Origin of the sequence: Neptunomonas antarctica, assembly GCF_001305295.1 — a bacterium.
Classification (GTDB): Bacteria; Pseudomonadota; Gammaproteobacteria; order Pseudomonadales; family Balneatricaceae; genus Neptunomonas; species Neptunomonas antarctica.
In genome coordinates this window covers 505,479-521,285 of record NZ_LJSI01000053.1, presented here as the reverse complement: position 1 = coordinate 521,285, position 15,807 = coordinate 505,479, and the positions used below count along the sequence as shown (strand labels likewise).

The 15,807-nt window shown below is 46.4% G+C and carries 16 protein-coding genes; 2 read left to right on the top strand and 14 right to left on the bottom strand.

Annotation, left to right across the window (positions count from 1 at the left end; genetic code table 11):
* Nucleotides 1-154: 154 nt before the first annotated feature.
* The 6 genes from nfo to Nant_RS17175 all read right to left on the bottom strand — a co-directional run bounded on the left by nfo (nt 155) and on the right by Nant_RS17175 (nt 6,910).
* Entirely contained in the window at nt 155-1,027 is an 873-nt protein-coding gene (nfo, locus tag Nant_RS17200; protein WP_054342867.1) for a deoxyribonuclease IV, read from the bottom strand.
* A complete protein-coding gene (locus Nant_RS17195; RefSeq protein ID WP_054342866.1) occupies nt 1,027-1,209 on the bottom strand; it encodes a hypothetical protein in 183 nt (60 codons plus the stop codon). Before Nant_RS17195 ends, nfo begins: the two co-directional genes overlap by 1 nt.
* 15 nt (nt 1,210-1,224) lie before the next feature.
* Nucleotides 1,225-2,964: a single-stranded-DNA-specific exonuclease RecJ gene (gene recJ / locus Nant_RS17190; protein WP_082400352.1), complete on the bottom strand. Its 1,740-nt coding sequence runs from the start codon at nt 2,962-2,964 to the stop codon at nt 1,225-1,227.
* 79 nt (nt 2,965-3,043) lie between these two features.
* Nucleotides 3,044-4,438 (bottom strand): threonine synthase, encoded by a 1,395-nt coding sequence (thrC, locus tag Nant_RS17185; RefSeq protein WP_054342865.1) that lies wholly within the window; start codon nt 4,436-4,438, stop codon nt 3,044-3,046.
* A gap of 18 nt (nt 4,439-4,456) precedes the next feature.
* Nucleotides 4,457-5,752 (bottom strand): homoserine dehydrogenase, encoded by a 1,296-nt coding sequence (locus tag Nant_RS17180; protein WP_054342864.1) that lies wholly within the window; start codon nt 5,750-5,752, stop codon nt 4,457-4,459.
* A gap of 261 nt (nt 5,753-6,013) precedes the next feature.
* Complete coding sequence (locus tag Nant_RS17175) at nt 6,014-6,910, bottom strand: LysR family transcriptional regulator (RefSeq protein ID WP_054342863.1); 897 nt, start codon at nt 6,908-6,910, stop codon at nt 6,014-6,016.
* Between the two features lie 130 nt (nt 6,911-7,040).
* Between Nant_RS17175 and Nant_RS17170 the strand changes: the two genes are divergently transcribed.
* Nucleotides 7,041-7,868 (top strand): bifunctional allantoicase/(S)-ureidoglycine aminohydrolase, encoded by an 828-nt coding sequence (locus Nant_RS17170; RefSeq protein ID WP_054342862.1) that lies wholly within the window; start codon nt 7,041-7,043, stop codon nt 7,866-7,868.
* Nucleotides 7,869-8,037: 169 nt separating this feature from the next.
* On the opposite strand, the gene Nant_RS17165 is transcribed toward Nant_RS17170, so the two are convergent.
* The 8 genes from Nant_RS17165 to ffh form a co-directional block, all read right to left on the bottom strand.
* Nucleotides 8,038-8,766: a DsbC family protein gene (locus tag Nant_RS17165; RefSeq protein ID WP_054342861.1), complete on the bottom strand. Its 729-nt coding sequence runs from the start codon at nt 8,764-8,766 to the stop codon at nt 8,038-8,040.
* A 60-nt stretch (nt 8,767-8,826) separates the two neighbouring features.
* On the bottom strand, nt 8,827-9,801 hold the full coding sequence (gene xerD / locus Nant_RS17160; RefSeq protein WP_082400350.1) for a site-specific tyrosine recombinase XerD: 975 nt from the start codon (nt 9,799-9,801) through the stop codon (nt 8,827-8,829).
* Nucleotides 9,801-11,174 carry a hypothetical protein gene (locus Nant_RS17155; protein ID WP_054342860.1) on the bottom strand — a complete coding sequence of 458 codons (1,374 nt, stop codon included), beginning with the start codon at nt 11,172-11,174 and terminating at the stop codon, nt 9,801-9,803. Before Nant_RS17155 ends, xerD begins: the two co-directional genes overlap by 1 nt.
* Before the next feature lie 131 nt (nt 11,175-11,305).
* Nucleotides 11,306-11,662: a 50S ribosomal protein L19 gene (gene rplS, locus Nant_RS17150; protein WP_054342859.1), complete on the bottom strand. Its 357-nt coding sequence runs from the start codon at nt 11,660-11,662 to the stop codon at nt 11,306-11,308.
* Nucleotides 11,652-12,428, bottom strand: coding sequence for a tRNA (guanosine(37)-N1)-methyltransferase TrmD (gene trmD, locus Nant_RS17145; protein WP_054342858.1), 777 nt, complete (start codon nt 12,426-12,428; stop codon nt 11,652-11,654). The genes rplS and trmD overlap by 11 nt, the downstream gene beginning before the upstream one ends.
* Nucleotides 12,429-12,431: 3 nt before the next feature.
* The gene (gene rimM / locus Nant_RS17140) at nt 12,432-12,965 is read right to left on the bottom strand and encodes a ribosome maturation factor RimM (RefSeq protein WP_054342857.1); all 534 of its coding nucleotides are present in this window, start codon (nt 12,963-12,965) and stop codon (nt 12,432-12,434) included.
* 25 nt (nt 12,966-12,990) lie between these two features.
* Complete coding sequence (rpsP, locus tag Nant_RS17135; protein ID WP_054342856.1) at nt 12,991-13,242, bottom strand: 30S ribosomal protein S16; 252 nt, start codon at nt 13,240-13,242, stop codon at nt 12,991-12,993.
* Nucleotides 13,243-13,396: 154 nt separating this feature from the next.
* Nucleotides 13,397-14,782 carry a signal recognition particle protein gene (gene ffh / locus Nant_RS17130; protein WP_054342855.1) on the bottom strand — a complete coding sequence of 462 codons (1,386 nt, stop codon included), beginning with the start codon at nt 14,780-14,782 and terminating at the stop codon, nt 13,397-13,399.
* A 192-nt stretch (nt 14,783-14,974) separates the two neighbouring features.
* Between ffh and Nant_RS17125 the strand changes: the two genes are divergently transcribed.
* On the top strand, nt 14,975-15,784 hold the full coding sequence (locus tag Nant_RS17125) for a cytochrome C assembly family protein (RefSeq protein ID WP_054342854.1): 810 nt from the start codon (nt 14,975-14,977) through the stop codon (nt 15,782-15,784).
* Nucleotides 15,785-15,807 lie beyond the last annotated feature (23 nt).

Genomic DNA, 15,807 nt, shown 5'->3' with positions numbered 1-15,807 from the left:
GGACTCGCATCCGTATTTGCAGTAACTAACGTCATGGTCAATAAAAGGCATATAAACAGATAAAACTGCCCGCACCTTTTAATGAAGACAGTATTTCTATACATAGGAAAAAACAACACTGTTAATATAAGATAGATTAAGTATAGCTTTTATTTCATGAACTGCTAACAGGCTGACTAAAACCCCTGAGAAGCTGTATTTCTTCGGGCCAGACCGTTTCATCAATCGTTTCAAGCACCAACGGCACACCTCTAAAACGATCATCCTGCATAATAAATTTAAAAACTTCCAGCCCCATTTCACCGTGACCAAGACTGTGATGACGATCAACACGTGCACCTAATGCCGCTTTTGAATCATTCAAATGCATGGCACATAAATATGAAAAACCCACCTTTTCAGAAAATTCATTAAAGGTCGTTTCACAATCTTCAGGTGTTATTAGCGGATAACCGGCGGCAAAAATATGGCACGTATCGATACATACACCCACACGTTGCTTATCCGTGACACCGTCAATAATCTGCGCAATTTGTGAAAAGTTATATCCCAGATTACTACCTTGTCCAGCGGTGGTTTCGATCACGGCAATGACATCATCCGTTTCTGTATGCGCCAGATTGATAGACTCAGCAATGCGCTGCAAGCACTCAGATTCAGATAAAACCCGTAAATGACTACCCGGATGAAAGTTCAGGTATTTCAACCCCAATTGCTGACAACGACGTATTTCATCAATAAATGCCAGACGCGATTTTTCCAGCGCATCCGTTTCCGGATGCCCTAAATTGATTAAGTAACTGTCGTGCGGCAATATTTGATCACGGCAAAAACCACGTGAAGTACAGCGCTCCTTGAACAACCCAATACTTTTTTCCGTCAGGGGCTTAGCATCCCAACGACGCTGATTTTTGGTAAAAAAAGCAAAAGCGTTCGCGCCAATTTTTTCCGCATTCAGCGGTGCATTTTCAACACCGCCACTGGCACTCACATGCGCACCAATGTAATAAGGTTTAAGCATTGTCATTACAGCTTACACGCGCCGCCAAGACAATCGTCAAAGTCCATGCTTTCCAGTTCCAGACGCTCTGCATGCGCATGCTGGATACGTTCAAACATTTCCTGTTCTGTTTTATCAAGATCAGATAATCCTGCTCGATTAAACACAGAAAGCAATGTTGCCAGTTCGGTTAAGGTTAAATCGTTCATTTTTTATTCCTCATTTTAGTCGGTTACAGGTTCAAGATATTCAATCATTAACTGCACTGATTGCTGACCTCTAAACTCATTTACATCTAATTTATAAACAGCACGGACGCTATTAATGCTCTCACTTGGCCATACCGCAAGATCTGTATTAAATTGAATAGCATCTATCGCCAAACCTGATAGCGGTTCCATTAATACAATTTTGAGATGCCGCTGTCCCACAATTCTCTGCTGCAGCACCCGAAAGACACCATCAAACAAGGGTTCAGGAAACTGATGCCCCCATGGCCCTGCTTCACGAATATTCTCAGCTAATGCTAAGGTCATCTCTGTCGACTGAAGCGGGCCATCTGTTTCCAGGTGCTGATCCAGATCTTCTTTATTCAGATGCTCTCGCACGACGTCATCAAACGCCTGTCGAAAATCCTCGAGTCCATTTGCAGCAAGTGTGAGCCCCGCCGCCATGGCGTGACCACCAAACTTGCTGATCAGGCTTGGATTGCGCGTCGCTATTTGATCCAGTACATCACGAATATGCAACCCGGGAATGGAACGTGCTGAACCTTTAATTTCTCCATTATCACCTGGCGCAAAAGCAATCACGGGACGATGTGTACGTTCCTTTATGCGTGATGCCAGAATCCCGACAACACCCTGATGCCAACCCTCTTCAAACAGACAAAGACCAAAAGGCAGCGAGTCATTGTCAAAATGCATTTCATCTAACCAACTCAGTGCCTGTTGCTGCATATCCTGTTCTATGGCGCGCCTATCAAGGTTCAATTGGTCCAGTTGCTGCGCCAGCTCATGCGCATATTCAGGATCATCTGCCAATAAGCACTCAATACCAATCGACATATCTTCCAGGCGACCTGCAGCATTCAAACGTGGTGCAACGGCAAAACCTAAGTCACTTGCCACCAGCCGTTCTTTTCGACGACCCGCTATTTCGATCAGCGCCAGTAAACCAGGCCGGGCATAGCCTGCGCGGATACGCTGCAACCCCTGATAGACCAGTGTGCGGTTATTATGCTCGAGCGCCACGACATCAGCGACCGTTCCCAACGCGACTAAATCTAACAAGGATGCCAGGTTGGGCGGCGGAAGATTATTCTCTTCGAACCAATTCTCAGCCTGCAACGCACGTCTCAACGCAATCAACACATAAAAAATCACACCAACGCCGCAGGTAGACTTCGCTTTAAAGTTACAACCCGGTTGGTTTGGATTGACGATGGCAACGGCATCAGGAATAACGCGGCCTGCAAGATGATGATCGGTCACCACAACATCCATACCCAGATGATTAGCCCGCGCTACCCCCTCAACACTGGAGATACCATTATCAACAGTCACCAGGAGTTGCGGCGATTGTGTAAACGCCACATCGACAATTTCAGGACTTAAACCATAGCCATATTCAAACCGGTTAGGTACCAGATAATCAACATTACCTGCCCCCATCATGCGCAGCCCGAGTACCGCAACCGTTGTGCTGGTGGCACCATCGCAGTCAAAATCACCGACGATCATTATCGATTCGTTACCCCGCACTGCCTGCAGCAAACGAGTGACCGCCGCCGCCATCCCTTTCATCTCTGTATCGGGCAGTAATTCTTTAAGATTGCGCCCCAACTGCGCTTTGCTTTGTACGCCACGGCTGGCATAAATACGGGCTAGCGCAAGCGGTACTTCATTAAAGATAGGAAAGGGTTCGTCAGGCACTTCCCGACGATGAATGGATACAAGTTTCACACACTCTCCTTCTTACATCAGGAATCTGAGCCAAACAAAAAAGCCCGATTAATATCGGGCTCTTTCAGAATGCCGGGCACTATTCAGCGTGAATATGCCCTGCGATAAATTGCTGCACAACCGAAATATCGTTATCAAGAACCGTTAACCGCTCTTCGCGTTCAAACAATCCCGTCATATGAGCCGGTAGTTCAGGTGACTCCAATTTGGCGTTCAGTATAGCTTCAGGAAATTTAACCGGATGCGCCGTCGCTAAGACAATCATCGGCACCGCTTTATCCCGATTACATTCTCTCGCTGCTTTCACACCAATCGCGGTATGAGGATCCAGCAGATATCCCGTCTCAGCATGCACATCTGCAATGGTCTGGCAGGTAGCCTCGTCATCAACGGCACAACTATCGAACAATTCACGAACTTTGTTCCAACGTGATTCGTCTAACTGTACTGACTCGGTTTTGAAGCGCTTCATCAGATCATCAATAGCGGCGCCATCATGATCATAAATTTCAAACAACATACGTTCGAAGTTCGAAGACACCATGATATCCATGGACGGAGACAAGGTATGCACCAGCTCACTTTTGGACATATCATTGTCTGAAATCGCACGGTGCAATATATCATTGCGGTTAGTGGCAACCACTAACTGGTTGATGGGCAGACCCATTTTTTTAGCCAGATAGCCCGCGAAAATATCACCGAAGTTACCCGTAGGTACAGAGAAAGCAACCGGACGCTGAGGACCGCCCACCGCTAATGAGGCTGAAAAATAATACACGATCTGCGCCATAATACGCGCCCAATTGATCGAGTTAACAGCACCCAGCTTCATACCTTTAAGAAAGCTTTGATCGGCGAAGCTGGCTTTAACCATCTCCTGACAGTCGTCAAAGTTACCTTCCAATGCAATGTTATGCACATTATCAGCAAGCACAGTGGTCATCTGACGACGCTGCACTTCTGAAACCCGGTTATGCGGATGCAGGATAAAGATATCCACATGCTTGGAATGACGGCAACCTTCAATCGCGGCAGATCCGGTATCACCCGATGTCGCCCCCATAATAACCAGATGTTCATTGCGCTTAACCAGCACATGATCCATCAGGCGTCCCAGCAACTGAAGGGCGAAATCTTTAAAGGCTAATGTTGGCCCGTGAAACAGCTCAAGCACCCACTCATTGGTACCCAACTCCTTCAACGGAGCCACGGCTGAATGATTGAAACCCGCGTAGGTTTCATCAATCATCTGTTTCAGGTCCGTATCGGCAATGCAATCATTAACAAAAGGTGAAATGATTTTAAAAGCCAGTTCGGCATAGGAAAGCCCTGCCCAACTGGCGATCTCTTCCTGACTGAAAACCGGCAGACTTTCCGGCACATACAACCCACCATCGCTAGCCAATCCAGCTAACAATACCTCTTCGAAATTAAGAGCAGGTGCTTGTCCACGCGTCGATATATATTTCACGATAAATACCCCTGAACCTTAAAGGTGCTCAACACGAATACGCGTCACCTGGCCAATAATGGCATCCAGCGCTTCGATAGCAGCAATGGCTTCGTTCATCTTCCACTCTTTGACACGTTGAGTCAGCAGAATCACAGGCACCTGCTCTTCAGCCGTTTCTTTCTGCACAATGGCCTCAATATTAATGCCGTTATCACCCAGAATTTTAGTGATGCTTGCCAACACTCCTGGTTTTTCAGCGGCTTGTAAACGCAGGTAATAACCAGTTTCTGTTTCGTTCATTGGCAAAATAGGTTTATCGGATAACTCAGTTGGCTGGAAAGCCAGATGAGGAACACGGTTATCCCGATCACCTGTCAATGTACGTACAACATCAATAACATCCGCAACAACAGAAGACGCCGTTGGTTCTGCACCGGCACCGGCACCGTAATAAAGGGTTTGTCCTGCGGCATCACCATCAACCAATATGGCATTCATCACACCATTTACATTGGCTAATAATGCAGTAGCAGGAATCAATGTCGGATGAACACGTAGTTCAATACCACTTTCTGTTCGACGGCTAAAACCGAGATGCTTAATGCGGTAACCTAATTCCTCTGCATATTGAACATCTTCCGTAGTAATCTTGCTGATCCCTTCGGTGTAAGCTTTATCAAATTGCAGCGGAACACCGAATGCAATGGAAGCAAGAATAGTCAATTTATGAGCAGCATCGATCCCTTCAACATCAAATGTCGGATCAGTTTCTGCATAACCCAGTGCCTGCGCTTCAGCCAATACATCAGCAAAATCACGCCCTTTATCGCGCATCTCGGTCAGTATAAAGTTACCGGTACCATTAATAATACCTGCCAGCCATTCGATTTTATTGGCCGACAAGCCTTCACGAATCGCTTTAATAATCGGGATACTACCCGCAACAGACGCCTCAAAAGCGACCATCACATTATGCTTTTGTGCCGCTGCAAAAATTTCATTACCATGAACAGCAATCAAAGCTTTGTTAGCAGTAACCACATGCTTGCCATTCTCAATAGCCGTCATCACGAGTTCCCGGGCGATGTCATAACCACCGATCAGCTCAACGACGATATCAATTTCAGGATTGGTTGCCACGTCAAAAATATCACGGGTTACCTGAGTGCCTTTTGTATCGCAATTAGGATGATCGCGGCGCGTCCCTACCTGCTCGACAATAATCCGACGCCCTGCTCTACGAGATATTTCATCTGCATTTCTATGCAAAACATTAAATGTACCGCTACCTACTGTACCCAGGCCACATATTCCAACTTTTACAGGTTTCAAACTAATACCTCGCAGTTTACAGGCCAATGTTAAGCCGACTTAACGAATAAAAATGGAAAATATTATAGCTAATAATCCACACAGACTCTATTCGACACACAACAAACTGCAAAAAAAGCGACTAATCTGCAACCTAACCGGGAACCGGATCATTTTATGCTGCCAATCCTTATCGCCTGCACCAACCATAAGCAAGAAAAACAGAGAGTGCTGCAGACTATAATTCGGATGATATTAATGAGAATGCGACTAAAAGGGCGATTAAACCCTACTCTGTTGCGCGCGCTCGAAGATCTCATCACAGGTTTTGATCAGACGTTCCGCCAGCAGTTTACTATGCGCCGTTAACTGCGGGTGGGTATGCAGCGTGAGCTCAAGCGCCGGTATTTCGGGCAGACCCTCTGCATAACCCAGCACACGATGTTTGTGCGTTACCAGCCGCTGCGGTAGCAACGAAATACCCAACCCCGCTTCTACCGCGCAGCTCACACCTGACAGACTAGTGGTGATATATGCCATACGCCAGTGCCGACCAAGCGTATCGAAAGTATGCGTCATCTCACTAAGATACAGACCGGTGCTTGGCAGGCTAACTAACGGAATAGGCGTACCTTCGATAGTACTTCGCTGTAGATTATCCCGCTTCAAACTGTCGATCCAGCAAAGCGGCTCCGGCCAACTCGCCATTCCCTGAGCATTACCCGGACGCTGTTTAACCAACGCCATATCAAGTTCGTTCTGCTGGAACTGACGCCAAATATCAATACACATGCCGCTTTTAACTTCTAGCCGCACATCCGGAAAATCCTCAGAAAAATGTGACAGAGTTGGCATCAATTCATGAGTGGCAAAATCTTCGGGCACACCAAGCCTGATCTCGCGCTGCTCGGCACTGAGGAGTGTCTGGGAGATAGCTTCTCCCATTAGGAGCAGAATACGCCGGGCATAATTTAGCACCCGCTCACCCTCTAGCGTTGGTGTAGCGTAACGCCCCTTACGAAGCAGTAAATCGCAGCCTATCTGAGATTCCAATTTACGTATCTGCTGGCTAACAGTCGATTGAGTCAGGTGCGTACTCTCGGCGGCACGGGTGAAGCTACCGGTATCGACAACCGCAACAAAACTGCGCAGCAGTACAGGATCAAGTATCGTTTTCATGATAAAAAACTTCTTTAATCAGTGATTTTCCCACTAATTCTAATTCGATTATTTAATTTATCAATCAAAAACAAACTTCCTATACTCATGGCTGATTAACATTAAAACCGCTACAGAGGATGAATAAAAAATGACAAAAAATAACACTTATTACGCACCGTCGGGCGGTATGCCACCACAGACTCAACTACTGTCTGATCGCGCCATTTTCACCGAAGCATACGCAATTATCCCTAAACGCGTAATGACTGATATCGTTACCAGCCTTCTGCCGTTCTGGGAAGGAATGCGCATGTGGGTTATCGCTCGACCGCTGAGTGGTTTTGCTGAAACCTTCTCTCAGTACATTGTAGAAGTGTCACCAGGTGGCGGCTCTGAAAAGCCAGAGCTGGATAACGCTGCTGAAGCGGTATTGTTTATCGTTGAAGGCGAAATGGATGTCACCATAGAAGGTGAAAAGCATCCTATGACCGAAGGCGGTTACGCTTTCCTACCACCAGGATGTCGCTGGACAATACGTAACAACGGCGACACGCCAGTAAAATTCCATTGGATCCGTAAGGCTTATCAGTTCGTCGAAGGTATCGAGGCACCTGAAGCTTTCGTTACTAATGAGAACAATATTGCACCCATTATGATGCCCGACCTTGATGTATGGTCTACCACGCGTTTTGTTAATGGAACTGATATGCGTCATGACATGCACGTCACCATTGTTACTTTCCAGCCAGGCGGCGTCATTCCATTCGACGAAACTCACGTAATGGAACATGGCCTGTACGTGCTGGAAGGAAAAGCGGTTTACCACCTTAATGGTCAATGGGTTGAAGTAGAAGCAGGCGACTTTATGTGGTTGCGCGCGTTCTGCCCACAATCTTGCTACGCAGGCGGCCCAGGCCAATTCCGCTACTTGCTGTACAAAGACGTGAACCGTCAAATGCCATTTATTCGCCCATGAAACAAGGATCGATGAAAAGCAGCAGTTAGAAATTTCAGGCCACCACGTGGCTTAACTGCTGCAGAATAAAATCTGAATCCTTTGCGACACAAAAAAGCGACCCTCAGATAAGGATCGCTTTTCTATAAACACAAATTAAGCAACACAGCCCTTGGGCAACATCACTCCATTACGGTTTAACACCTAATTTAATAGCCAATTGTTCTGCTGGCATATAGCCAGGAATCAACCGGCCTTCTTTTGTGATAATAGCAGGGGTTCCTGTCACGCCAATTTTCTGACCCAATTCATACTGAGCCAGCACTGGATTGTTACAATCGATATTTTCCAGCGCTTTACCTTGCTTAGAAAGTGTCATGGCCTGCGCCTTATCGGCAGCACACCAGATATTAGACATCTTTTTATACGCAGGTGAACCGGGCCCTTGACGCGGAAACGCTAAATATTCTACACGAATACCCATAGCTTGCAGCTTAGGAACTTCTTGGTGCAATTTACGACAATAAGGACAGTCCACATCCGTAAAGACATAAACAGAAGTTTTTTCAGACCCTTCAGCCTCAAATATAACTTTTTCTTTATCTGGGATAGTACTCAGCTGCGCCTGGCGCTGATCGTCCATCTTCTCTTCTGTGAGATTCACAAAGCCTTTGTCATCTGACAACTGGTACATCTGCCCCAATAAAAAATACTCACCTTTGGCATCTGAATAAATAATCTCTCCAGAGCTTAGTTCAATTTCGTACATACCCTTTAGCGGCGCGGCATTAACAGAAACCACTGGAATATTCTGATCAATTTTCTGGAGCTGCTTCATGATGACATCTTTTACATCATCAGCGGCAACCAGTGTACTCACCAGCAGCAACACGCCTGCCATAAAAATTTTACTTCGCATACTTCTCTCAATATTCAGATGGATACATTTATCAGACGAAATCAAACAATTAAAGTTCAATTACCCTCTGGGGTGATGTTGCTGATGCAACGATTGTAAACGCTGTTGAGCGACGTGAGTATATATTTGCGTTGACGAAAGATCACTATGACCCAGCATCATCTGCACAACACGAAGGTCTGCACCATGATTAATCAAATGCGTCGCAAAGGCGTGCCGAAGCACGTGCGGGGATATTGGCTTTTCAATACCTGAGGAAACCGCATAACGTTTAATTCTGTGCCAAAAGGTCTGTCTCGTCATCATTGTGCCACGCAGGCTGGGGAAAAGAGTTTCATCCGCCCTATCTACCAGCAATTCGGCTCTTCCGGAGAGAAGGAACTCCTTTATCCAGCGGACAGCTTCTTCACCTAACGGCACGAGCCTTTCTTTCTCTCCTTTACCTACCACTCGGATAACACCCAGTTCAAGATTCACCTGTCCCAACTGAAGTGATATTAACTCCGAAACCCTTAACCCGGATGCATAAAGCGTTTCCAACATGGCTCTATCTCGCAAACCCAGCACACTTGTAACATCAGGCGAGTTTAGAATTTGCTCAACATCAGCTTCGCTCAGCGTTTTAGGCAAAGGCCGTCCACGTTTAGGCAAAGCGATCAACAGCATAGGATCTTCAGAAATAAGAGATTCACGTAAAAGGTAACGGAAAAAACGTCGTGCAGAAGAGAGGAATCGAGAGGTTGATGTGGGTGTAAAGTGCTGTTCGACCCGCCACATCAGATATTGGCGGACAACAAGTGCATCCGTTTCAGCAATCAGCTTACCGTGATCATTCAACCAACACGCAAAAATAGACAGATCACGCTGATAGGCAGACTGGGTGTTTTTACTAAGCCCTTCTTCTAACCAAATAGCATCAATAAACTGCCTGATCTGACACACATCATCAGACTGCGGCAAACGCCGTGTAAAACGTTTATCTGCTATGCATTGCTGCCCTGAGCCATCATCATGGTTAGCCGATGCCGACACCATTAACGGTATACTTCTATCAACGCAATTTTATCTTTAGCAACGGGAAAGGTTGCACGACCTTGCTCCATTTGATGACGAAGACTAATCCCATCCGGGGTCACATCCACAAGCGTACCTTCCAAATCCCGTCCAAAAAAAGTGCGTAGCTTCACGGCGCTCCCAACGTAACCTGAAAGATCATTCACTGGCGTTTTCAGAAAAGCCTTCATCACTTCAGGAGGGCGAATCGGCATAACACCTGGAATAATTTCTTTCATATAAGCAACTTCAGGTAGCTTTTTTACCACAGAAACAATGTGTTCATTCTTAACGACTGCTGATACCGCCTGGCGCATATCGCCACCCAGCAAGTCACTCATTACCTGCCAATCACGCTCACCGAGCGCTAACTCTTTACCATTAACCTGAATGGCAAACTCTGAACTGGAGAATAGCGAATCTCCACCCTCCGCACTCGCTAATACTTGCAATTCAAGAGGAACCGCAGGCTCTAAACGGGCAGCGACAATTGATCGCGCACCACGAGCACTAGCAAAAGCATCCAAAAGAGGGCTATCAGTCTCTTGCCCTTTATCCCCTAACTTATCTGCTAGTGCTGAACGGTAGCGTTCCAGATAGAGCTCGGGTTGAATAACTGCTTGCTGAGAACAATAGGTCTTCCAGCGTTGATTATAACCCAGGTCACTTAATGTGATACCGAACATCTGAATAGCTGTTTTAGCCAGATCCTCACGCCGCAGAGTCCCTCCCTGATGCAACGCCAACCATAAATTCATTTCTCCTTTTAATAGCTCAGGAAACTCTGCACTCACACGTACTTTCATTAGCTTATTGTTTGCCGAGGGCTCTAACAACAGATCAAATCCTCCCTTCAGATAATGGTAGCCCATCGCCTGCAGGGTGTTTTGATTCAGCTGATAAGTATCTCCGCAAAGCAACATTTCGAGCGATCTGTCTTGCAGATCAGCAGAAGTAACCGTGCTGCTGTGAGCAGTTCTTGCATCCAGTGTAGATGTCGCCGCTAGATCGTAACGTAAACCCGAAAAATTTAGGGATAAAGGTTCCCTGAGAACACCCGAGCGGAACTGCTCCTGGGCTGTCAGAAAAAAAGTCCAGGATGACGCTATCAGCGACATCTGCTGAATAGAGACTTTCTGTTTGCTCGCAGCAGGCTGAATCGTAATTTGATCTACATCGACCCGACCCAATAATGAAAATGAAATATTCCCATATTCAACTTTTGCGAAAGGTCTTATAGACGCAATCAAATCATCAATATCAGATCGGATCTGGTACCAGAAATACCCTTGAACCCCACCTGCTAATAAGATAATAACTAGTGGTATTGACAACCATTTAAGCCATCGTCGCATTTGTTATCCGTCCATCCCTAATACTATAAACCTTCTGAGATTCTAGTGATCTTTACTGCTGTTTGCTAATCTAAAACAAAAAAAGGTGACCTGAGGTCACCTTTTTTGTACAGCAGCGAATCAAATATAACTCAGCCGAGTTTTTCTTTGATACGTGCAGATTTACCGCTACGCTCACGCAAGTAGTAGATTTTAGCCTGACGCACATCACCGCGGCGTTTCAGAGTAATCTCTTCAACCACTTTACTGTATGTCTGGAAAGTACGTTCAACACCCACACCGTGAGAAATTTTACGTACAGTGAAAGCAGAGTTCAGACCGCGATTACGCTTACCGATAACTACGCCTTCAAATGCCTGCAAACGACTACGGGTGCCTTCAACTACTCGCACCTGAACAACAATTGTGTCACCAGGTGAAAATGCTGTGATTTCTTTTGTCATCTGTTCAGCTTCAATCTGCTGAATGATTAAGTTCTTACTGCTCATCGCTCGCTCCTAATATTCCGCCATCAGGCACATCGGCCTCATGGATATAATCGGTTAACAACGCTTGCTGCTCCGCAGTCAATTTGAGATCCACCAGCAGATCAGAACGGCGTTGCCAGGTTCTGCCTAACTGTTGCTTCAGACGCCAGCGTCTGATTTTCTCATGATTGCCACTGAGCAGAACATCAGGTACATGCTGTTCTTCAATTGATTCTGGTCGCGTGTAGTGAGGACAATCTAATAAACCTTCAACAAAAGAATCTTCTCCGGCTGAATCTTCGTGTCCTAACACACCAGGCACTAATCTAGAGACTGCATCAATCATGGTCATCGCAGGCAACTCGCCTCCACTGAGGACAAAATCCCCCAGCGACCATTCTTCATCAATCTCTGTACCTATCAGGCGCTCATCGATACCTTCATAGCGCCCAGCTACTAAAATCAACTTTTTACAGGAAACAAGTTCCTGTACCCCCTTATGATCCAGTCTACGACCCTGAGGAGAAAGATAAATAACTTTAACTCCTTCTCCCGCTACTGCCTTAGCAGCATGGATCGCATCACGTAATGGCTGTACTTTCATCAGCATCCCCGGACCACCGCCATACGGCCGGTCATCCACGGTACGGTGCTTATCATGTGCAAAGTCCCGAGGGCTCCAACACCTGACAGACAACAATCCATTACGAACAGCTCTTCCCGTGACACCGTGCTGAGTAATCGCCTCAAACATGTCAGGAAACAGCGTAATAACACCAAACCACATGGTCTAGAACTCCGGATCCCAATCGACCCGCATAGTACCTGACTCCAGGTTAATATCTTTTATCACCTGATCGGGCAGATAAGGGATCATTCGCTCTCGAAGATCTATACTTTCTGCATTACCTTTAACGATGATGACATCGTTAGCACCGGTTTCCATCAGATGACTTACACGTCCCAACAATTCGTCGGCAAGTGTATAAACTGTCAGATTTTCCAGCTGGCTCCAGTAATATTCACCCTCTTCCAATGCTGGCAAGAGCGCGGAATCAATCGCAATATCTTCACCACAAAACTTGCGCGCGATATCACGATCGTCTATACCGTCCAGCTTGGCTATAAAGCCTTTACCGTGTCGTTTGCAAGCCTCTATTTTAAGCGGCTTCCATTGACCGTTGACCTTCGTCAACCACGGTGAATAGGTCAGGATACTGTCCATGGGCTCAGTGTGTGAAAAAATCTTCACCCAACCCTTCACACCATAAACCGAGGTAATCTGGCCGATTACAGTAAAATCATTCTTTGTATTTCGACTCATTGACCTATCCAGCTACTATAAATAATTACTGTGCAGCTTTTTTAGATTCTTTTATCAACTGTGCAACACGCTCAGATAACTGCGCGCCTTTACCAGTCCAGTATTCAACACGTTCAAGGTCTACGCGGAAACGTTCTTCCTGACCACGTGCTGAAGGATTAAAGAAGCCGATACGCTCAATAAAGCGACCATCGCGCGCATTGCGTGAATCAGCAACTGAAAGTTGATAGAAAGGACGCTTTTTAGAGCCGCCACGTGACAAACGAATAATGACCATACGTTAATCCCTTTATATTGCGTGGGTTTTAATATCACCCAGCGTTGCATTACCGACTGAATAGAGCTTCAGCCGGACTAAAATAAATTCAGGGGCAAATTCTACGCGAAGCCGCCCCCATTGGAAAGCAAATACGGTTATTCTTTCTGGAAAATCAAGCCCGCGGAAAACCACCGGGACCGCCACCCATGCCTGGAGGCAACATACCTTTCATTCCACGCATCATTTTGGTCATACCGCCCTTGCCGGAAAACTTCTTCATCATCTTGGACATCTGTTTGTGCTGTTTCAGCAGACGATTGATATCCTGAATCTGAGTACCTGAGCCAGAAGCTATACGCTTTTTCCGGGAACCACTGATAATATCCGGGTTGCGACGTTCAGCCTGCGTCATGGAGTTGATAATGACCTCCATCTGCCCCATGCCTTTTTCGGCTTTGGTGGCATCCGCCGCCTGTGCCAGCTGCCCCATTCCTGGCATTTTATCCAGCATACCCATCATGCCGCCCATGTTTTTCATTTGCTGCAGCTGTTCTCGAAAATCCTCAAGATCAAACCCTTTGCCTTTTTTAATCTTGGCAGCAAATTTTTCTGCTTTATCTTTATCAATTTTACGCTCTGCTTCCTCAATCAGAGAAAGCACATCACCCATGCCCAGAATACGTGAGGCAAGACGATCGGGATGAAAGGGTTCAAGTGCATCAACCTTCTCGCCCATACCGATAAATTTAATAGGCTTGCCGGTAATATGGCGCACTGACAACGCCGCACCACCGCGTGCATCACCATCGGCCTTGGTCAGAATCACACCGGTTAAAGGCAGCACTTCATTAAAGGCACGCGCTGTATTCGCGGCATCCTGACCTGTCATTGCATCAACAACAAACAGCGTCTCAACGGGATTGATGGCGCTGTGAAGGCGCTTAATTTCGTCCATCATGTCATTATCGACATGCAAACGACCCGCCGTATCCACCAGCAACACATCGTAATTCTGGATTTTAGCGTGCTGAATAGCCGCCTGAGCTATAGCGATAGGATCCTGATCGGCAGCCGAAGGGAAAAAGTCAACACCGACCTCCTTTGCCAGCATTTCCAGCTGCTTTATAGCCGCGGGGCGATAAACGTCAACCGAGACTACCAATACTTTTTTCTTCTCACGGTCTTTCAGCAACAACGACAGCTTGGCAACGGATGTGGTTTTACCCGCCCCCTGAAGCCCCGCCATTAATACGATAGCCGGAGGAATTGCGGCCAGGTTTAAGCTCTCATTGGCTTCACCCATAACACGCACTAATTCTTCGTTAACAATTTTAACGAAGACCTGACCTGGCGTCAGGCTTTTCGACACTTCTAATCCGACAGCGCGTTCTTTAACACAGCCTACAAATTCTTTTACAACAGGCAGAGCTACATCCGCTTCAAGCAAGGCCATACGTACTTCACGCAAGGTATCCTTGATATTATCTTCAGTGAGCTTTGCCTGCCCGGTAACCGCGCGTAGCGTCTTCGTTAAACGTTCTGACAGATTCTCAAACATAATCGCCTCTTAAAAGACCAGACCCCATCAGGATGGAAAAAGTATTTATCCACCGTGCCAATAACTGAGCAAGGTCAAACCCTAAATTTCCTAAAACTTTGGCGACATTATAGCGCAGTGACGATCAAGGCCACACCCCATATTTCAACCACTCGACATTTATGCCAAACTAGCCGTCTTTAGGAGAAAAAGATGCTTAGCCTTTCAACATATATTGCGATATTTTTATACCTGATTGCGACTATTTTGCAGTCATTCACTCTGAAAGGACAAGCGAAAGCTTCTCCTGTCATGATCAAGCTAATCGCAGGCTCTGGCGTTATCTTGCATATGTTGACTGTCTATTGGGTATTACACCAACCAGGCGGCATTAATCTTGGCTTTTTCATTGCCGGTTCGTTGGTTGCCTGGCTGGTAGCCGCTGTCGTCGTGATCAGTAGCCTGCGACAGCCTATTGAAAATCTTTTTATAGGCGTATTGCCGATGGCCGCCATCGCGGCATCACTGGCTGCCTGGGGGCCTGACCTCGGCGCAGCTAAAATATTTCACGGCGGCCTGATCATTCACATACTGTTATCGATACTGGCCTACAGCATTCTGACCGTAGCAACATTCCAGGCTTTTTTACTATCAAAACAAGACCAGGCCCTTAAACAACATCACACCCGCGGGCTGGTTGCATCACTCCCTCCACTGCAGACCATGGAGCGCTTACTGTTTGAAATGCTCTGGATCGGCATGGCGTTATTAACAGCCTCACTGCTAACGGGTTTTATATTTTTAGATAATCTCTTTGCTCAGCACCTTGTCCACAAAACACTCTTATCTATCATGGCCTGGTTTCTTTATGCCATTTTGCTCTGGGGAAGGGTCTTCCGTGGCTGGCGCGGCCATCGAGCAGTAAGGTGGACTATTAGCGGTTTTTTCCTATTAATGCTGAGTTTTTTCGGTTCAAAGCTCGTTCTTGATCTTATTGACGTTTGGACCAACGCTAAATCTTGACACTTCTTCAACCCACACTGAAA